This window comes from Vibrio sp. 10N.286.52.C3 (genome assembly GCF_041468865.1).
Taxonomy (GTDB): Bacteria; Pseudomonadota; Gammaproteobacteria; order Enterobacterales; family Vibrionaceae; genus Vibrio; species Vibrio crassostreae_C.
Window position 1 is genome coordinate 75324 of sequence record NZ_JBFRJM010000005.1, and the last position, 21091, is coordinate 96414.

At 45.7% G+C, this 21091-nt stretch carries 15 protein-coding genes; 8 read left to right on the forward strand and 7 right to left on the reverse strand.

Translation table 11 applies throughout. The features are described 5' to 3' along the window. Positions 1-39: 39 nt before the first annotated feature. The 4 genes from acnB to hrpB form a co-directional block, all read right to left on the reverse strand. Positions 40-2628: a bifunctional aconitate hydratase 2/2-methylisocitrate dehydratase gene (gene acnB, locus AB4138_RS02745; protein WP_017072021.1), complete on the reverse strand. Its 2589-nt coding sequence runs from the start codon at positions 2626-2628 to the stop codon at positions 40-42. A 272-nt stretch (positions 2629-2900) separates the two neighbouring features. Further along, on the reverse strand, positions 2901-5234 hold the full coding sequence (locus tag AB4138_RS02750) for a patatin-like phospholipase family protein (protein ID WP_372304929.1): 2334 nt from the start codon (positions 5232-5234) through the stop codon (positions 2901-2903). Positions 5235-5272: 38 nt separating this feature from the next. Continuing rightward, positions 5273-7672: a penicillin-binding protein 1B gene (gene mrcB, locus AB4138_RS02755; protein WP_017063253.1), complete on the reverse strand. Its 2400-nt coding sequence runs from the start codon at positions 7670-7672 to the stop codon at positions 5273-5275. Further along, the gene (hrpB, locus tag AB4138_RS02760; protein WP_372304933.1) at positions 7669-10167 is read right to left on the reverse strand and encodes an ATP-dependent helicase HrpB; all 2499 of its coding nucleotides are present in this window, start codon (positions 10165-10167) and stop codon (positions 7669-7671) included. Before hrpB ends, mrcB begins: the two co-directional genes overlap by 4 nt. A 34-nt stretch (positions 10168-10201) precedes the next feature. Between hrpB and sfsA the strand changes: the two genes are divergently transcribed. From sfsA to panC, 7 genes are all read left to right on the forward strand, one after another. Continuing rightward, the gene (gene sfsA / locus AB4138_RS02765) at positions 10202-10927 is read left to right on the forward strand and encodes a DNA/RNA nuclease SfsA (RefSeq protein ID WP_048612328.1); all 726 of its coding nucleotides are present in this window, start codon (positions 10202-10204) and stop codon (positions 10925-10927) included. A 135-nt stretch (positions 10928-11062) separates the two neighbouring features. Next, on the forward strand, positions 11063-11509 hold the full coding sequence (gene dksA / locus AB4138_RS02770) for an RNA polymerase-binding protein DksA (protein WP_372103175.1): 447 nt from the start codon (positions 11063-11065) through the stop codon (positions 11507-11509). 218 nt (positions 11510-11727) lie between these two features. Continuing rightward, positions 11728-12603 (forward strand): tRNA glutamyl-Q(34) synthetase GluQRS, encoded by an 876-nt coding sequence (gene gluQRS, locus AB4138_RS02775; protein ID WP_372304937.1) that lies wholly within the window; start codon positions 11728-11730, stop codon positions 12601-12603. Between the two features lie 183 nt (positions 12604-12786). Beyond that, positions 12787-14142 (forward strand): polynucleotide adenylyltransferase PcnB, encoded by a 1356-nt coding sequence (gene pcnB / locus AB4138_RS02780; protein WP_017059432.1) that lies wholly within the window; start codon positions 12787-12789, stop codon positions 14140-14142. Further along, positions 14139-14624: a 2-amino-4-hydroxy-6-hydroxymethyldihydropteridine diphosphokinase gene (gene folK, locus AB4138_RS02785; protein ID WP_004735459.1), complete on the forward strand. Its 486-nt coding sequence runs from the start codon at positions 14139-14141 to the stop codon at positions 14622-14624. Before pcnB ends, folK begins: the two co-directional genes overlap by 4 nt. Before the next feature lie 22 nt (positions 14625-14646). Further along, on the forward strand, positions 14647-15441 hold the full coding sequence (gene panB / locus AB4138_RS02790) for a 3-methyl-2-oxobutanoate hydroxymethyltransferase (RefSeq protein WP_017059433.1): 795 nt from the start codon (positions 14647-14649) through the stop codon (positions 15439-15441). An 8-nt stretch (positions 15442-15449) separates the two neighbouring features. Beyond that, the gene (panC, locus tag AB4138_RS02795) at positions 15450-16340 is read left to right on the forward strand and encodes a pantoate--beta-alanine ligase (protein ID WP_017059434.1); all 891 of its coding nucleotides are present in this window, start codon (positions 15450-15452) and stop codon (positions 16338-16340) included. An 85-nt stretch (positions 16341-16425) separates the two neighbouring features. On the opposite strand, the gene AB4138_RS02800 is transcribed toward panC, so the two are convergent. From AB4138_RS02800 to AB4138_RS02810, 3 genes are all read right to left on the reverse strand, one after another. Next, on the reverse strand, positions 16426-17196 hold the full coding sequence (locus tag AB4138_RS02800; RefSeq protein ID WP_010435987.1) for an ABC transporter permease: 771 nt from the start codon (positions 17194-17196) through the stop codon (positions 16426-16428). Position 17197: 1 nt separating this feature from the next. Then, a complete protein-coding gene (locus AB4138_RS02805) occupies positions 17198-18115 on the reverse strand; it encodes an ABC transporter ATP-binding protein (protein ID WP_017059435.1) in 918 nt (305 codons plus the stop codon). Positions 18116-18438: 323 nt separating this feature from the next. Continuing rightward, positions 18439-20070, reverse strand: a complete 1632-nt coding sequence (locus AB4138_RS02810) for a SulP family inorganic anion transporter (protein WP_017063247.1) — start codon at positions 20068-20070, stop codon at positions 18439-18441. 286 nt (positions 20071-20356) lie between these two features. Here AB4138_RS02810 and can point away from each other — a divergent pair, with 286 nt between their 5' ends. Next, on the forward strand, positions 20357-21025 hold the full coding sequence (gene can / locus AB4138_RS02815) for a carbonate dehydratase (protein ID WP_017063246.1): 669 nt from the start codon (positions 20357-20359) through the stop codon (positions 21023-21025). Positions 21026-21091 lie beyond the last annotated feature (66 nt).

Sequence of the window (21091 nt, forward strand, 5' to 3'; positions counted from 1 at the left end):
TCACAGCGGCCTTAATTATATTTACAACAAAATCAGACGTTACGCAGGCTCTTGGAAGATAACCGTGTCTGCTTTTTCCGTGTACTGACCCATTTTATGGAAGTTCAGGTAACGGTATGTATCAGCAGCCGTTGCATTAATCTTCTCAGCGTACTCTAAGTACTCTTCTTTCGTTGGGATGCGACCTAGAATCGCGCCAACAGCAGAAAGCTCAGCAGAAGCCAGATAAACGTTCGCGCCATTACCTAAGCGGTTCGGGAAGTTACGCGTTGACGTCGACATAACCGTCGAAGCATCAGCAACACGAGCTTGGTTACCCATACATAGTGAACAGCCAGGAGTTTCGATACGTACCCCAGCACGACCGAAGATGCCGTAGTAGCCTTCTTCTGTCAGTTGGTCTTTATCCATCTTCGTTGGCGGAGCCACCCATAGGCGAGTATTTAGCGAGCCGTTAAACTCTTCTAGCATCTTACCTGCAGCACGAAAGTGACCGATGTTCGTCATACAAGAACCGATGAACACTTCTTGAATCTCAGTACCTTGAACGTCCGAAAGAAGACGAGCATCATCTGGATCGTTTGGTGCACATAGGATTGGTTGATCGATGTCAGCAAGATCAATCTCGATAACGTGCGCGTATTCCGCATCTGAATCAGCAGATAGCAACTCAGGGTTCTCTAGCCACTCTTCCATTGCTGTAATACGACGCTCAATCGTACGAACATCACCGTAACCTTCAGCGATCATCCACTTCAGCATCACGATGTTCGAGTTCAAGTACTCAGAGATAGACTCTTCAGAAAGCTTAACGGTACAACCTGCAGCAGAACGCTCAGCAGATGCATCAGAAAGCTCAAATGCTTGCTCAACAGATAAGTGCTCAACACCTTCAATTTCTAGTACACGACCAGAGAATTCGTTGATCTTACCGGCTTTCTCTACCGTTAGTAGGCCTTGCTTGATGCCGTAAAGAGGAATGGCATGTACTAGGTCACGTAGCGTGATACCCGGTTGCATTTCACCTTTAAAGCGAACCAAGATAGATTCAGGCATATCAAGAGGCATAACGCCTGTTGCTGCAGCAAATGCTACCAAGCCAGAACCCGCAGGGAATGAAATACCTAGAGGGAAACGAGTATGCGAGTCACCACCTGTACCTACAGTATCAGGAAGAAGCATACGGTTTAGCCATGAGTGGATAACGCCATCACCCGGACGAAGTGAAACACCCGCACGATTCATGATGAAATCAGGTAGCGTATGGTGAGTGTTTACATCGACTGGTTTAGGGTATGCCGATGTGTGACAGAAAGACTGCATTACAAGGTCTGCAGAGAAACCAAGACACGCCAGATCTTTAAGCTCATCACGAGTCATAGGACCGGTCGTATCTTGAGAACCGACTGTCGTCATTTTAGGTTCACAGTACTGACCAGCACGAACACCTTCAACGCCACATGCTTTACCAACCATCTTCTGAGCTAGCGTGTAGCCTTTATCAGATGCAGATGGATCGATTGGTTTAGCAAACAGATCCGTTTCAGCTAGACCTAGAGCGTCACGAGCACGACCCGTTAGACCACGACCGATGATCAGTGGAATACGGCCACCAGCACGCACTTCATCAAGAAGTACTTTGCTTAGCTCAAAGTTTGAAATCACAGAACCGTTCTTGTGAACAACACCTTCGTACGGGTAGATATCAATGATATCGCCCATGTTCATGTCTTGTACGTTCAGTTCAATGGGTAGTGCGCCTGAATCTTCCATTGTGTTGTAGAAGATTGGTGCAATTTTACCACCAAGACAAACACCGCCAGTACGCTTGTTTGGTACGAATGGGATATCTTCACCCATGAACCAAAGTACTGAGTTTGTTGCCGATTTACGTGAAGAACCTGTACCAACAACATCACCAACGTAAGCCAGTGGAATGCCATCTTTTTGCATTTCTTCAATTTGTTTGATTGGACCAACGCTACCCTGTTCATCAGGAGTAATGCCATCACGTTCCATCTTCAGCATCGCTTTCGCGTGTACTGGGATGTCAGGACGTGACCATGCATCAGGCGCTGGAGATAGGTCATCGGTGTTCGTTTCACCAGTGACTTTAAATACTTTTACTGTGATTTTTTCTGCTACTTTATCTTTCGCTGTAAACCATTCAGCATCAGCCCAAGATTGAAGTACTTGTTGTGCAGCAGCATTGCCAGCTTTCGCTTTCTCTTCTACGTCATAGAACGCATCGAACATCAGTAGAGTATGAGATAGCGCTTTAACAGCGATTGGAGCAAGCTCAGCATCGTCTAGTAGAGATACTAGAGATTCGATGTTGTAACCGCCTTGCATGGTACCAAGCAGTTCTGCAGCTTTTGCTTTGCTTACTAGTGGCGAAGCTACTTCACCTTTAGTGATAGCCGTAAGGAAGCCAGCTTTTACGTAAGCAGCTTCATCTACACCCGGTGGAATGCGATTTTCTAGTAGGTCAAGAATGATTTCTTCTTCACCTTGAGGTGGATTCTTCAGAAGTTCAACTAGGCCAGCTACCTGCTCAGCATCTAGTGGTTTTGGAACAACTCCTTCGGCAGCACGTTCTTCGACGTGTTTACGGTAGGCTTCAAGCACGACTTTTTTCCTCTCATTGCGGTTCACTTCTTCCCTTCATAATTGTTAGTAAAATAAAGAAGTGAACATCCTTGGAAACTTGGCTCTCCATTGCCATTTTTGTCATTCAATTTGTATTGATGAGCGGCGTCATAGAGGCCAAACTGTGGGCGGTAGAATAGCAAATTTAACGTTAAATTAAAATCTTATCATTTTGACCAACATAGCAAGTTAAGACGAAAGTCCCACTATTTTTGCCTAATTACGCACTTAAATGGCGACTCTGCGCATGATTATTTGTAGGACGTACCTACAATCAGATACACCGAATCGAAATTATCTTCGGTTCGGCCATAAGCTAAAATGATCGGCCCGATTGGTGAATCAACACCCGCGAAAACAGAACCCGCGGTGTACATTGGCGCTTCATCAAGCCTTAAATCATTGTTCGACCAGACACCACCATGTTCAATGGATGCGCCCACGTAGAATGGTGATTCAAAGAGTCCGAAGTCATTTTCAAACCACTTATAACGATAAGTAAGACTGGTATAAGCCAAGTTCTGACCAATCATACTGTTCCTTGGAATACCTGACAGGTTTAAGAAGCCACCAAGCTCTTTAGGATCAATAGGGAAAATCGAATTTTTGCTCTCTACAATGCCGTAATCAACCTTTCCGACTAAAGTATGTCGTTCATAACTTTTTGCAGCCATGAAATTAGCCGAAAATTCGTAAACAGTATCGCTTTCAGCCGCTAGCTCCGGGCTATCTCCAGACGTGTTGTCCTCAAAATCATCATGAGAAACAAGGTACTCAAGATCAACAAAGTAACCTTCCGTTGGCAAACTAAAATTATCTAAAGTATCGAGTCGATAACTAATAAACGCACCTATACGTGCATACGCTCCGTTACCAAAAGATGGTATCGAAGAAACCTCAAAATCCCCATCAGTATAACGAGCACCAAATTTCAGTTCTTGCCACAAGGTAGGCTGATAGCCTAAAGCCAATTCACTAACATATTGACTATAAGTCAGTGGAACATAGTCTATAGTCGCATCTAATGTCGGCTCTCCAACCTCCCCCTCAACCACTGGCAAGTTTCTGTTTTCCTTACTGTAAACAATCGATGCAGAAGTGAACAGTTTTTGACTCGAAAAGAAGGGCGAGTAAAGTTCCGCTTCAATTCGTTTGTCAGTACCCATCTCGACGTTAGTTCTTAGCTCTGCACCATGCTTATTAATATCGGTAAAGTTAGCTGAGACACCGATCGAGTACTGACTGGTAGTAGAGAAATCATCTTCAAGAAAGAATCGAAAGTTGAGGTAGTTTGGGCCCCAAGACTTTTCGTTCACATCGACTTGAAGTTGATCTTCACCGTCAACGTTGTCAAATTCATAAGTCACCAACTCGAATCTATCTAGCGCATAGAGGTCTTGTACTTTAGATTCAATTTCACTGGTCTTCAGAATCTCACCTGAATCAAGGTTTAAACGGTTTTCGATCAGCTTATCGGAATAGTGGGTATTGTTATTGATAACAACTCGGTCAACGACGGTCTTATCGCCGTGTTTTAGCTGTCTGCGCGCTTTTTGTTTGTCCTCGATATAATGCTGATAATCGGCATTTGAGAGCGATAGCTTAGAAAGTTCATCAGTATGCTGCTTAGCAGCTTCATAGCCCGCGAGGAAAGCCGATGGCATTTTATCAAATTCTGTCGTCTCCATTTCCCCAACATCTGGGCGCAGGAAGACATCATCGTCTGTTAAAGTTTCAGCTTGCTCTTGGGTGCTGCGTTGAACAAGATAATTAGAGAGTTGGTCAGCTGCGGCTAGAAAATTCGTGAAATCATCTTTGCCTTTGTAGTTGGTACTGATATCCACCGCAATGACGATGTCTGCACCCATCGCTCTGGCTACGTCGACGGGCATGTTATTGGTGACACCACCATCAACCAGCATTCGACCATCGAGGTCATAAGGGGGAAGCGCGCCGGGAACTGACATACTCGCCATCATGGCATCAACAAGGTGGCCATGATCGATGACCACCTCTTCAAGTTCGATAATGTCAGTTGCGACTGAACGGTATGGGATAGCAAGATGGTCGAAAGAATCGAATGAGGATAGATTACCCGTGGTCTCACGCAGAATACGCAACATATTCTGGCCTTGCACCACCCCTTTCCTTGCTTTGATTTCGCCCCAACCTAAGCCGAGATCGGTGTTCAGTTGGTAGCGGTCTTCATATTCTTTGTCACGTACGCGGCGATCACTACGGTTAACGCGATCACGATAACCGCGATTCCAATCAACCGTATAAATAAAGCTCTCGATCTCGTCTGCGCTCATCCCTGTCGCATAAAGACCACCAACGTATGAGCCCATACTGGTACCGGTAATGTAATCAACCGGGATTTGCATCTCTTCTAGAGCTTTAAGCACACCAATGTGAGCTGCACCTTTTGCCCCGCCACCAGCAAGAACGACAGCAACGGTTGGTCTTTTATGAGCTTGTTCAGCCTGCTGAGATTGATCAACCTGTGTCGCGGTGGATGCAAACAGCTGAAAACTGATCACAGTACCGACAACACCTAAGCCACTCACTAACCAACGAGAAATCATTATTTTAACTGTCCTTGTCATTCTTTCTTGTTACGACTTTACCACTGAAAAAGCTTCTTTAGCCACTGTTTTGGTTGACTTTCACAGCCCTTTTTAATGTTTCCACCCTCATCCCAAAGTGGCAGTTTAACTGCACCATCACAATCAAACTCTAAAGCCCCTTCAGAAGTTCGAGTAAAGTTAGCGGTGACAATTCCTGTCGGCCAAGGCAGTAATAACTGCTCGGGTGTTCTCTGTTTGAGATAATCGGCATAAACACGTAACGCACCACTCGAACCAGTAAGCTTAGTCGGCTTATTATCATCACGTCCTAGCCAGATGGTCGTCACTTCACGGCCATCTACGCCCACGAACCAACTGTCTCGGCTGTCATTACTAGTGCCAGTTTTACCAGCTAACCCTGCCCATGCAAACTGACCTTGTAGGAAACGGCCCGTGCCTTCCGACACGCCACGTTTCATTGCATAGGTTGTAAGCCAAGCGGCTTGCTGGTCAACGCTTTGTGATACACGAGGGATCGACTGATACAGAACCTCGCCATCGTTATCAACAACTGAGCGAAGCGCAGACAAAGGTGCTATACGCCCAGAATTGGTAATGGTTTGATACATCTGCGCAACTTGGAACGGAGTCAGTGAGAACGAACCCAAAAACATCGACGGCACTGGGCGAATCTCATTTTTATCGACCCCCAGTTTTCCAATCGTATCCGAGACACTATCAATGCCTAATTGCATGCCTAAACGAACAGTAGGTACGTTGTAAGACTTAGAAAGCGCCACATACAAAGGCACATCGCCACGGAACTTACGATCGAAGTTTCTCGGGCTCCACACGCTACCTTTACTGCCTTTCAAGCTCAGTGGCGTGTCTTTCAATGTTGTCGCCAACGTGTACTTCTGAGGCTGCTCTAGTGCGGTTAAGTAAATTGCAGGCTTGACCAAAGAACCAATTGGGCGACTCGCGTTCAAGGCACGGTTAAAGCCATCGTAGCCAGTACGCTTACCACCGACCATCGCCCGGATTTCACCGGTATTTCTATCCACGGCAATAGCTGCTGCTTCCAGCTTATTACCTGCGGTTTTCGATAAATCAGGCACCTTACGAGCAATCGACTTCTCTAACTTGTCTTGAGATACCGGATCCAGAGAGGTAAAGACTCGAATCCCTTTTTTCGCCTCAAATCGATCGCCGACATACTTCTTAAGCTCAATGTTTACTTGTTGGAAATAAGCGGGCTGACGGCTAGCAATGCGTGGGTTGTCTTGAATATCCAAATCACGACTCGCCGCCTCTTCGTATTGTCGCGGAGTTAAGATGTCTTGTTGCATCAATAAGCGAAGAACCAGATCGCGTCGAGTCTTAGCACGCTCAGGATAGCGAACCGGATTGTAATACGACGGTCCTTTCACCATACCCACCAGCAGTGCTAGCTGATCGATGCGCAGCTCTTGAATAGGTTGACCAAAATACAAACGAGACGCTAAACCGAAGCCATGAATCGCTTGCCCACCATTTTGTCCAAGATAAACCTCATTTAAGTAAGCCTCTAGGATACGGTCTTTGCTGTAACGATGGTCTAAGATAAGTGCAATGTAGGCTTCACGAACCTTACGCCACAATGTACGTTCACTGGACAGGAACAGGTTTTTTGCCAACTGTTGTGTCAGCGTACTACCACCTTGTACCGTTCGCCCAGCTTTGACGTTAACGACCATTGCACGAGCGATGGCCAGTGGCGACACACCATCGTGTTGATAGAAGTTTCGGTCTTCGGTTGCCAGTAAGGCATCAACCATCACTTCTGGGAACTGATTGCGTTTTAAGAACAGGCGCTGCTCATCGTTACTTTTCTCAAGCATGCCAAGCATTTTCGGTTCAACACGCAGGTAGCCCATGTCGCCTTTCTTCTCCAGCGACTGAATGCGAGTTAATTCGTTACCATTGAAGTGCAGCATCACATGACGATCCGCTTCCGGTCCATCAACAAACTCGAACGGACGACGAATCATTTCAATCTTGGTCGAAGAAGAAGAGTATTCGCCTGGGTGACGAGGCGCGTTCACCTTACGGTAATTAAGTACATCGAGCTCATTCTTAACCTGAACCAAACTCACCGGAGTTCCCGGAGACAGGTCTAGCACTCGCGCATAAACCACGGTTGGCAAATCAAACAGCTGACCTTCAAAGCGCTGTTTGACCACAGAATCAAGATAAATACCGACGAACAACAGCAATGCCGCAAGCGCTAAGCCCGCTTTCCAAGAAATGCCCCATAGGATCTTCAACCAACCTCTTTTGCCAGATTTCTTAGCCTTAGGTTTGGTCTTTTTCGCAGCCGCTCTTGGTTTTCTTGGCTTGGCTTTGGTCGCTGGTGACTTCTTTGCTGGCGCTTTTTTAGGTGGTGCCTTTTTTGGCGTTAACATTTTGGTCATCATCGATTCAACTGTCGTTTGGTTTTAGTGGTTGCTACATGGTTAGCAGGGTCATCCGGCCAAGGATGTTTTGGGTAACGGCCTTTCATCTCTTTTTGTACTTCTTTGTACGCACCAGCCCAAAAGCCGGCTAAATCTTGAGTAATTTGCAGTGGTCGCTGTGCTGGAGAAAGTAGCTCAAGCACTACTTTTTTACGCCCTTGCGCGATCAATGGCGAGTCTTGTTCGCCAAAGACTTCCTGCATTCGCACTGAGATCACTGGTTCAGATTGATATTGATAACGAATGGCCTTCTTGCTGCCTGTTGGCATCAGATAGTGTGTTGGCAGCCATTGGTCGATTTCTTGATTCAAAGGCCAGCCAAGATAAGCCGACAATGCTTGCTCAATCGAAACACTAGCCAGCCCTTTTGCCGACTTAATGCCATTCAGATAGGGAGATAGCCACTCATCAAGGTGTTCAATCAAACTCGCATCGTCCATCGCTGGCCAATCATGCTCAGGCATCCAAAGTGCTGCACAGCGCACACGCTCAACCAACTGCTTAGCCGAAGCTGTCCAATTTAAGCGATCCAGCCCGCATCGAGCGACATAATTGAGCAGCGCTTGGCTCGCCTGATTCGCATCGGGATCAGGTAAAGCTTTGGTGCTGATAATCAACTTGCCCAGAGATACACGCTGCTCAGCAACTAAACGGCCACGTTTCTCATCCCAATCGGCGTAATCGGAACGCACAAACAGTTTTGGAAATTCAGCTTCTAACTGTGCGATATCAACCGCGGTGGCTAAGAAAATCTGACTGGCTCGCCCTGTGCTGCGCATCAAATCAATCACTACGATATAGTTATTGTTCGCCAGTGGATCATCATCACGAACCTCAGCACCGTGGCCATTCGCCAAAAGGAAAGCACTGCTGGTCGCGCTTCTCACTTGTGCAATCCGGTCTGGGAAGGCAAAACAAAGCACTAATGGTAGCAATGATTCGTCAGCTTGTGACAAATCTAAGTGATGATTGAGTTTGCTCGCGAGACTTTTCGCTCGCTGCAGCACAACGCTATTTTTGGAATGTTTTCTTTGCTTAAGTCGATGCAAAGAGTGTTGAATATCCGTCACATTGCGCTCCGGCTCTTCCAGCAAAGCAGCAGCAACAATCGCGACATTCAACAGAGCAGGACTACCTTGCTGCGCTTTAACCAACATGCTGGCAATACGAGGCTCTAGACCTAAACGTTGGACCTGTTTTCCTAATGCCGTAAATTGACCATTATCGTCTAACAATTCAAGAGTCTGTAAGAGTTGCTTGGCTTGCCCGATAGAAGCTTTGGGTGGAACGTCTAACCATTGCAGTTCATCAGCACTCGCAGCGCCCCATTGCGTCAATTCAGACACCAGCGAAGACAAATCAGAATGAAGAATTTCAGGTTCTGGTATAGCTGGTTGCTGCATCAGCTGCGTTTCGCTGTACAAACGAACGCACAAGCCCTCTTCAATTCGTCCCGCACGACCTGCTCGTTGTTCAGCAGAAGATTGCGAGATCTTAACTTGCTCAAGCTTAGTAATACCGGTTTTCAGATCGAACTTCGCCACACGTTCAAGCCCGGAATCAACCACCAATCGAATGCCTTCAATCGTCAAAGAAGTCTCAGCAATATTGGTCGCTAACACCACCTTTCGACGCCCTTTCTCTGATGGCGCGATCGCTTTCTGCTGTTGAGAAAAGCTGAGTTGCCCATACAGAGGACACACATCGATATCATTGGCGAATTGTTCTAGTTGAGATTCCACCTGTTTAATCGCAGAAACGCCCGGTAAAAAGGCCAGAAGTGAGCCTAACTCTTTCTCCATCAGCGAACGAATCACGTTAGCCATTTTAGGGGCTAGATATTCATTTGCACTAAGAGGCTGATAACGGAAATCGACCGGAAAGGTGCGACCTTGTGATTCAACGTATTTGGCATCCGGTAGCAAAGTTTGTAGCGCTTGTTGATCTAAGGTTGCCGACATCACAACCACTTTCAGATCGTCACGCAGCGCGTCTTGGATCTCTAAGCTAAAAGCCAATGCGGTATCTGCGTGAATGCTGCGCTCATGAAATTCATCAAAGATCACCATATCAACCCCTGTCAATTCAGGGTCGGTTTGGATCATTCTTGTCATGATCCCTTCAGTAACAATCTCTAAGCGAGTCGTACTGCTGATTTTAGATTCACCACGAACTCTAAAGCCAATGCTCTCTCCCACCTTTTCTCCCAATTGGCTCGCTAAGTAAGTGGCAATATTCCTTGCCGCTAAACGCCTCGGTTCAAGCATGATGATTTTGCCTTGAACGGCGTTGGTCTTAACTAACTGTAAAGGGAAGAATGTTGACTTACCCGCACCGGGAGCGGCCTTTAGAATAAGTTGAGTGTGTGTTTCTACGCCAGCGAGCAGATCTGGCATCACAGCTTCTATGGGCAGTTGTGGCAATGGGAGAACCTTGTGGTGTAATGTTGGCAACATTGTACATAAAAACCTACCTGTCTAAATAAGTAATATGCACTTCAATCCGCCATTAGAGCCAGCGACTCTTATTAAACGCTATAAACGCTTTCTCACTGACATCCAACTTCCTGACGGCAGCGAACGCACTATTCACTGCGCTAACACTGGAGCAATGACAGGATGTGCGACTCCTGGCAATACGGTGTGGTACTCAACCTCCGATAATGCAAAAAGAAAGTACCCAAACAGCTGGGAGATCTCAGAAACAGACAAAGGTCATCGTATTTGTGTAAATACTGCGCGGGCAAACCAGCTAGCGGTGGAAGCAATTGAAAATGGGACTATAGTTGAACTCTTAGGTTATAACGCGTTACGAACCGAAGTGAAATATGGCAGCGAGAATAGTCGCATTGATATTCTGCTTGAAGATAACGAAAAGCCGCCTTGCTATATCGAAGTGAAAAGCGTCACTTTGCTCGACGAGCTAGAAACGTCAACTAAAGGGCAAGGTTTTTTCCCTGATGCGGTCACAACCAGAGGCCAAAAACATCTGCGTGAACTCACAGAAATGGTCGAATCTGGAAATAGAGCCGTACTTTTATTCACTGTTTTACATTCAGGTATTGAAAAAGTGTCTGCGGCACACCATATAGACGCCAAATATTCGTTATTACTAAAACAAGCACAAGACGCTGGAGTTGAAGTGCTTTGCTATAAAGCAGAGCTCAGCAGTACTCAAATACAACTAAAACAAGCTGTTGAATTTATCAATAGCTAAGCAAAGATGCTGAACTAATCACATTGATTGCAAGTTTGAATAAGAGTATTTGCCACCATTCGTTCTTTCTGCTATAGATACCCGCCTTAAAATTAGCTGCTTTGCAGTTGACTAGGTGTAAATAGGAGATGCTGTATGCCAGAATCTAAGAAAAAAGCGCTAGGCATCCTAGCCATCGCAGGTGTTGAACCGTACCAAGAGAAGCCAGGTGAAGAGTACATGTCACCTGAGCAAACGGAACATTTTACAAAAATTTTATCAGCTTGGCGCAACCAGCTCAGGGAAGAAGTTGATCGTACTGTGCACCACATGCAGGACGAAGCAGCGAATTTCCCAGACCCAGTTGACCGTGCTTCTCAAGAAGAAGAATTCAGCCTAGAGTTACGTAACCGTGACCGTGAGCGTCGTCTTATCAAAAAAATTGAGAAGACATTAGACAAGATCGAAGAAGACGATTTCGGCTTCTGTGATTCTTGCGGTATCGAGATTGGCATTCGTCGCCTTGAAGCTCGTCCAACTGCTGATCTTTGTATTGACTGTAAAACACTTGCAGAGATCAAAGAAAAACAGATGCAAGGTTAATTCTTGCAGATGTAAAGAAAGGGAGCCTTGGCTCCCTTTTTTGTTTGTTATCCAAGCGAAGTATTTCACACGCTTGATAGTAAATAGCAGCTTTAAGCCTTAGTTCTATACATCAAACCTTGTTCTATAGATTGAAGCTTAGTTCTAGGCATTAAAGCTCTTGTCAAACGTCTTAAGAATCGGCTACTGCGGTACCATTTAGATTAGGTTGTTCACTCATGAATTATATCGGGCGCTTTGCACCATCACCGTCAGGTCCTCTTCATTTTGGCTCACTTGTTGCTGCTCTTGGTAGCTACTTTCAAGCGAAATCTAACCAAGGAAAATGGTTAGTTCGTATGGAAGACCTCGACCCGCCAAGAGAAATGGCCGGCGCTGCAGACCTCATTCTTAAGACGCTTGAGGCTTACCATCTATTTTGGGATGGTGAAGTCGTCTATCAAAGCCAACGTCATGACTTGTATCAAGCTCAAATCGATCAATGGGTTGCTGACAATCAAGCCTTCTACTGCCAATGCACCCGCAAGCAGATAAAGGCTTTGGGCGGCTTTTACAATGGTCACTGTCGAGATGTAGGCCTAATCGATTCAGGTGAACAGGCGGTGCGCTTGTGCATGGACTTTCCAGTAGAGTCCTTTGATGATGTTCGCCACGGCACCATTCAAATCCCTAAAGCACTAGCTGTAGAAGATTTTATTATTAAACGCAGAGATGGATTGTTTGCCTATAACTTGGCCGTTGTCCTTGATGACATCGAACAAGGAGTAACAGAAGTCGTAAGAGGCGCAGATCTGATAGAACCCACCGGTCGACAAATCAGTTTGTATAAGACGCTCAAGCAAAAAACAGTGAGCTACTTGCACTTACCATTGGCAACCGATGGCTTGGGGAATAAACTGTCAAAACAGAACCATGCCACCGCGATAGATCTCGACAACCCAAAACCAACGTTACTCAACGCGATGCGATTCTTAGGTTTTGATATCCCGACGGCTCTTTGTGAGGCTTCAATGGATGAGATTTTATTGTGGGGCTGCCAGCAATGGAACGTCAGTCAGTTACCTGATAGTTTACAAAAAGAGCACTGTAATTAGCTCGAAACTCACGGCAAATAGCAAAAACGACACATAAAAATGCCATAACCAACCAATGTGGTTAAGCAGACGATGTTCTCAAATGGCTCGCGCTAAGCTATTATTAGCCGCAATTAAACTCTGCACTACCACTTTGGACTAAGAGAAAAACAAAGTTGGCGATACCTACTTTGTTCTAAACTAATGAATACAAACGACAATACCCCAAGCGAACAACGCGGATTCCACGAATTAGCTCTGAATATTTATACTCGTCAAGAGCACAATATTTCACGCAAGCAGATCAGCGACAACGCACTAAAAGTGCTATATCGCCTGAATGGTGCGGGTTTTGACGCATTTCTAGTCGGTGGTGGTGTGCGCGATATCTTATTAGGCTCTCAGCCAAAAGATTTTGATATTGCGACCAACGCAACGCCAGAGCAGATCAAACACCTCTTCAGAAACTGTCGCCTTATCGGTCGCCGTTTCCGCTTGGCACATATCATGTTTGGTCGTGACATCATTGAAGTGGCAACTTTCCGTGGTCACCACCAAGAACCATCAAAAAACGTTTCTGCACAATCGAAAGAAGGCATGCTGCTGCGCGATAACGTGTACGGCAGTGTTGATGAAGATGCAGAGCGTCGTGATTTCACAATCAACGCGATGTACTACAACATTGCAGACTACAGCATCCACGATTACGCGGGTGGTGTAGAAGATTTAGAAGATAAACTGATCCGCCTGATTGGCGATCCAGAAACGCGTTACCGCGAAGACCCAGTGCGTATGCTACGTGCAATGCGCTTCGCCGCTAAACTGGATTTCGACATCGAAGAAGACACGGCTGACCCGATTGAAGAGTTAGCTCACCTTCTAAGAGATATCCCAGCAGCGCGCCTTTACGAAGAGTCTCTGAAATTACTGCAATCAGGTCACGGTTTAGAAACCTACCACTTGATGCGCGAGTACAATCTATTCCAACAGATGTTCCCAGCGGTAGCGGAGCACTTCACCGAAGATTACGACTCACACACAGAGCAGATGCTTGATTTGGTTCTCGATTCAACCGACCTTCGCATCGAAGATGGTAAGCGAGTAAACCCAGCATTCATGTTCGCAGCGATGCTTTGGTACCCAATGAACAAGCTGGCAGACAAACTTGTCGCTGAACAGGGTATGGCACACTACGATGCGATCATGGAAGCGAGTAACATCATTCTAGATCAGCAAGTAAAGTCTATTGCTATTCCTCGTCGTCACACAGCAACCATTCGCGAAGTTTGGCAACTGCAACTTCGACTGCCTCGTCGCAACGGTAAACGCGCTGTTCGTCTAATGGAATTAAACAAATTCCGTGCAGGCTACGATTTCCTAGAAATGCGTGGTGAGATTGAAGGTGGCGAAACCAAAGAGTTAGCAAAATGGTGGGAGCGTTATCAGACTGCAGGTCGTAACATGCGTCAAGCAATGGCTAACGACGTTGCAGCACCATCAAAGTCAGGCCATCGTCGCCGTAAGACTTACCGAAACAAAAAGAGTAAGCAATCAGAATGATAACTGCTTACATTGCGGTCGGCAGCAACCTTGCCGACCCAGTTAGCCAAGCAAATTTGGCTATCGAAACGCTAAAAAGCCTACCGCGATCAACGTTTATTGCGACCTCTCAGCTATATAGTAGCACTCCAATGGGACCGCAAAATCAACCAGACTACATCAACGCGGTAGTCGCTATCCAAACCGAATTAACGCCAATTGAACTGCTTGATTGCACTCAAAAGATCGAACTAGAGCAAGGGCGCGTCCGTAAAGACGAACGTTGGGGACCAAGAACCTTGGATCTCGACATTGTGCTATACGGCAATGAGGTGATCGATTCAGAGCGCTTAATCGTTCCTCATTATGGAATGAAAGAACGAGAGTTTGTACTCTACCCGCTTGCTGAAATCGCACCAAGTTTACAACTCCCTGATGGGACTGAGCTGACAGAACTACTGAAAATAGTAGATAAGAACGGGCTCAATGTTTGGCAACAATAGCCAAGCGCATTAAGGAAAACCAATGAAAAAAGTAACCATTAACGACCTGATCAAATGCAAACGTGAAGGCCGTAAATTTGCGACTTCGACAGCTTATGATGCGAGCTTTGCTCAATTATTCGAAAGCCAAGAAATGCCAGTTCTGCTTGTCGGTGATTCACTGGGTATGGTTTTACAAGGCCATAACGATACATTACCAGTAACCGTTGAAGACATTGCTTACCATACTCGCTCAGTGCGTGCTGGTAGCCCAAATTGTCTTCTTATGGCTGACATGCCTTTCATGAGCTACGCGACGCCAGAACAAGCTTGTGAGAGCGCAGCGACTTTGATGCGTGCTGGTGCGAACATGGTAAAAATCGAAGGCGGAAGCTGGTTGGTTGATACTGTGAAGATGCTAACAGAACGTGCAGTACCAGTATGTGCACACTTAGGCTTGACGCCCCAGTCTGTGAACATTTTTGGTGGTTACAAGATTCAAGGTCGTGACGACGAGCAAGCCGACAAAATGGTTGCTGACGCGTTAGCACTGCAAAACGCAGGCGCTCAAATCGTTCTACTTGAATGTGTGCCAGCTTCATTGGCAAAACGAATTACAGAAGCTTGTGACGTACCGGTTATCGGTATCGGCGCAGGTAATGTTACCGATGGTCAGATCTTGGTTATGCATGACATGTTCGGTATTTCTGCGAACTACATGCCGAAGTTCTCTAAGAACTTCCTAGCAGAAACAGGTGATATGCGTAAGGCAGTAGCTCTATACAAAGAAGAAGTAGAGAGCGCGCGCTTCCCTGATGAAGCTCATACAATCGCTTAGGAGTAAGTATGCAAACTTTTGCTGAAATAGCGGCTCTTCGTGAGCAGATTAAACAGTTTAAGCGTGATGGACGTACGGTTGCTTTTGTACCGACAATGGGAAACCTGCATGAAGGCCACCTGACTCTGGTAAAGAAAGCTCGTGAACTGGCCGACATCGTTGTGGTAAGCATCTTTGTAAACCCAATGCAGTTTGACCGTGCAGACGACCTAAACAACTACCCTCGAACGTTAGAAGCAGATTTAAGCAAACTAACAGGTGAAGGGGTTGAGCTAGTATTTACACCAACGCCAGAGGTGATGTACCCAGATGGATTAGACAAGCAGACGTTTGTTGAGGTCCCTGGCATATCTCACATGCTTGAAGGTGCCTCTCGTCCAGGTCACTTCCGTGGTGTATCAACCATTGTCACTAAACTGTTTAATATCGTTCAGCCAGACTTTGCATGCTTCGGCGAGAAAGACTTTCAGCAACTTGCTGTTATTCGCCAGATGACCACTGATTTAGCATTAGACATTGAAGTTGTCGGCGTTGCGACCGTTCGTGAAATGGATGGTTTGGCAATGAGCTCTCGCAATAGCAACCTAACGATTGACGAGCGCCAACGAGCGCCCGTTTTAGCGCGTACTATGCGCTGGATCAGCAGCGCTATTCGTGGTGGTCGCGATGATTACGCATCAGTGATTGAAGATGCTACTGACCAGCTACGCGCTGCAGATCTTCAACCTGACGAAATCTTCATTTGTGATGCTAAAACTCTGCAAGCGATCACTTCAGAATCAACTCAAGCAGTGATTCTAATGTCGGCTTTCCTAGGTAAGACGCGTCTTATCGATAACCAAGTTCTCGATTTGGTAACGGAAACCAAAGAAGAAGTGAAAGAAGAAACGACTGAATAGTCGGCTTCTGCTCTTAACGCAAAACAAAAAAAGGTCGATGTTATATCGACCTTTTTCTTTACCTGTTACTTAGATGAACCAAAGGTTAGCTACGTAAGCCAATACCCTTTGTCACTAGGTAGTGTGCAATGCCATACAACAGCACGATAAACACACCTAGTACGCCAAACGACGTCACGATCCCCACATCAGACACACCCAAGAAGCCATATCTGAACGCGTTAACCATGTACACGATAGGGTTCAACTTCGATACACCTTGCCAGAATTCAGGCAATAGACTGATCGAGTAGAATACACCACCAAGGTACGTCAGCGGCGTTAAGATAAAGGTTGGGATAATAGAGATATCATCAAACGTGCGTGCGAATACCGCGTTAATCAAGCCACCCAAAGCGAATACTACCGACGTTAAAAATACCGTCGCAATGATCACGCCCCAATGGTCAACTTGTAAGTCGACAAAGAACAACGACACGAAGGTTACTATGGTACCCACTAACAAGCCACGAACCACACCACCCATTACGAAGCCGGCGATAATCACGTAGTTAGGAACAGGCGCTACAAGCAGCTCTTCAATGTTCTTCTGGAACTTGGCACTAAAGAACGATGAAGCAACGTTGGAATATGAGTTGGTGATCACCGACATCATGATCAGACCGGGAACAATGTATTCCATGTAGCTAAAGCCGTTCATTTCACCAATACGCGCACCAATCAGGTTACCGAAGATGATGAAGTAAAGCGTCATGGTAATCGCTGGCGGCACCAGAGTCTGCACCCAGATACGAGTAAAGCGATTGATCTCTTTGGTCAACAAACTGCAGAAAGCGGTCCAATATAGGCTGTACATATTATTTACTCCCCTCACGGACGATACTCACAAATAGCTCTTCTAGACGGTTTGCTTTGTTACGCATAGAGAGGACTTTAACCTGTTGCTCGCTCAATTGAGCAAAGATGGTATTCAAACCTAGGTTCTTGTCGATTTCGATTTCTAGCGAGCCATTGACCATCACTTGGCTATTCACGCCTTCAAGCTTAGGTTCAGTCGTGCCCTCTTCCAGATCCAGAATAAAGGTCTCAGCACTCAATTTGCCCAACAGCGCTTTCATTGTTGTGTTCTCAATCAGCTCACCGCGATTGATGATACCAATGTTGCGACACAGCATTTCTGCTTCTTCTAGGTAGTGCGTGGTCAAGATAATGGTAATGCCCTGCTTCTCATTGATCTCTTTTAGGAATTCCCACATTGAACGACGTAGTTCAATATCAACGCCTGCTGTCGGTTCATCAAGGATCAACAAATGAGGTTCATGCATCAATGCACGCGCGATCATCAAACGACGCTTCATACCACCAGACAAGTTACGCGCGCGTTCGCCACGCTTTTCCCACAGATCGAGTTGAGATAGGTACTTTTTCGCTCGCTCTTTCGCTAATGCTTTTGGCACGCCGTAATAACCCGCTTGTTGCAGCACGATCTGTTCAACGGTTTCAAACGGGTTAAAGTTAAACTCTTGAGGCACAAGGCCTAAGTTCTGCTTCGCCAATTCCAGATCGGTATCAATGTCGTAGCCGAACACTTTAACCTTGCCTGACGTTTTATTTACCAGTGAAGAGATAACACCAATGGTGGTTGATTTACCCGCACCATTGGGACCAAGTAGTGCGTAAAAGTCGCCTTTTTCTACTTGTAAACTAACGCCCTTAAGAGCCTCGAAGCCCCCAGCATAAGTTTTTCTTAATTGCTCAATTTCTAATGCATACATAGAGATAGACTGCCATTTGCTATAGATAAGATGTAGACGGCCGAGCTTGAGGAAGAGAGTAATGCTTAAAACGAACTAGCTGAAAGCTAACCCAAGATTTGTTTACTCGGCCATTTTGCGAACAAGTTTATCGTTGATTGACGATGAATACAAATATCGTGTGAGAGTTTCTTTCGAAAACAAATAAGCGTCTTGGCTACGTGAAGACTAAATCAACGTTCAATAAATATAAAAATGCCGCTAAGTGATTCACTTAACGGCATTAATGATCAGTCTTGAAGTGAGCGTCTATGGCTTATTCATATCAGCTTATTACTGAAAAATTAAACTGACTCAAATTGATGCTCATCTCTGTCGACATAGCTTGTTGCTGCCGTCAGGGCTTCATATCTGAATCGATAAGTGTTGGATTCAGGTACTAGGTCAATCACGTGGAACTTCTCTAGTTGTTGACGAGTATTCTCATTAGGACACAGCAGATACACCTCACACTGCGCATCCAATGCATCTTTAATCGCATTCTCTAGCGCTAGGCCAACAGTGACATCAATCATAGGTACATCTGTCAGGTCTAGAATCATCGCTTCATAGTCAGAGATACTTGAGTGCTGACGTGAAATCGCCTTTGAAACGCTGAATATCATCGGCCCTGATAGGTAGAAGAATAGCACCTTACCATTGGCACTATCGAGTAACTGACGTTCGCTATCAGTCAATGGGATATCGTCTTCATCATCACCATCACTGATCGCCTTAACTTGTCTGGCTTGCTCTCGGCTTAATCTTTCAATAATCAGAATATTCGAGATAAACACACCCAGTCCAACGGCAATAATCAAGTCAACAAACACAGTCAATAGCATCACGCCGTACATCACGCCCATGCCGGCATAGCTAACCTTGTGCGCGCGCTGGATAAAGCTCCAATCTAGGATATTGAAACCAACATACATCGCGATACCAGCCAGCACTGCCATAGGAATCGGTTCTGTTAAACCACCTGCAACCAATACCACGAGCGCAAGTACTAAAGCTCGAATAACACCTGAAAGCGGAGAACGCGCTCCCACCTGAATATTGGTTACAGTCCCCATAGTAGCACCCGCGCCAGGTAGTGCACCAAACAGGCCAGAGATCATATTGGCAATGCCTTGGCCACGAAGCTCTTTGTCTGAGTCATGCTCTTTACGAGTCAATGAATCTCCGATAACCGCGGTCAAAAGCGTATCAATACAACCTAATGTACCAAGCACCAAGGCATCGATAACCATAGTAGTAAACTGTTCAGCGCTGATCGTAGGGATAACGAGGGAAGGTAAACCAGCTGGGATTTCACCAATACGGCGAATAGAGTCGGTATCAAAAATAATGACGGACAAGAGCGTTACAGCCACTAACGCGACCAGTTGAGCAGGCACATACTTACGATACTTAGCGGGGAAGCCAAAAAGAATACCGAGTGTCAGAGCACCTAGAAATAGCTCACTCACTTTTAAGTTTGCTAGCGTATCAGGTAAAGCAGAGAGCGTGCCCATTACACCACCGGATGGAGCGGCATGCCCTAACAATGGAGACAGCTGCAAGATAATCAGAATAACGCCAATGCCCGACATGAATCCGGAGATCACGCTATATGGCATCAAAGTGACGTATTTTCCTAGCTTTAACGTACCAAGTAATATCTGGAATGCACCGGCCATCATCACGACAGTAAAGGTCATTGCCATACCCGTTTCAGGATATTTAGCAACCATACTCGTCATTACGGCAGTCATGATCACCGTCATCGGGCCGGTAGGTTCAGAAATCAAACTACTCGAACCGCCAAACAATGCTGCAAATAGGCCAACCATAATGGCGCCCCACAAGCCAGCTTCAGCTCCCGCGCCAGAAGCAACACCAAATGCCAATGCTAAAGGTAACGAGATGATGGCTGTAGTTACACCGCCAAACATATCCCCTTTGAGATTGATATCCGTAAAACGACTTCCAAACAAAACACACCTTCCTGATGATGAAATGACAAACCTTATCACTTTAGCAAATGTATCAAGTGTTCAGAAAGTGTTAATTCAATCACATTATTCATGTCTTATAACCGGATTATTGATAGTGGGCTAAGTTTATGATTTTCCGTACTAGAACACGTCAGATGAGTACATTTTGACGCAGTTTTTACGAGATTGAATTTGTAACATTGTGTATAGTTAAGCATCTTAATTGAGGGATGTAAGAAGCAAGATGCCAGAAATAAAACAGCTTTTTGAGAACAATTCCAAATGGTCTGAAGAAATTCGCTCTGAAAGACCTGAGTATTTTACAACGCTTGAAGAGGGTCAAAGCCCTGGTTTTCTATGGATAGGTTGTTCAGATAGCCGAGTTCCAGCCGAGCGCCTGACTGGCTTATATTCTGGAGAACTGTTTGTTCACCGAAACGTGGCCAACCAAGTGGTTCATACAGACCTAAACTGTCTATCTGTTGTTCAGTACGCAGTAGATGTGCTTAAAGTGAAACACATTATTGTCTGTGGTCACTACGGTTGTGGCGGTGTTAACGCGGCGATTGATAACCCTAAACTTGGTCTTATCAACAACTGGTTACTGCACATCCGTGACAATTACCTAAAATACCGCAAGCAAATCGAGGGGCTTCCTCGTGAGCAATGGGGTGACAAGTTATGCGAAATTAACGTCGCAGAACAGGTTTATAACCTAGGTAACTCAACCATTATGCAAAATGCGTGGGAGCGTGGCCAAGACGTTGAAATCCATGGTGTGGTTTATGGTATTGGCGATGGCAAGCTACAGGACCTTGGCGTACGTTGCTCAAGTAACGATACTTTAGAGAACAGTCACTTAGATGCATTAAACAAGATCTTAACGACGCCTCTTCTTAGTCAACAAAGCTAACCCATTCCGTCATATATACAAAAAGCCCGCATCAAGCGGGCTTTTTAATGGTTCATCGCGGATTAG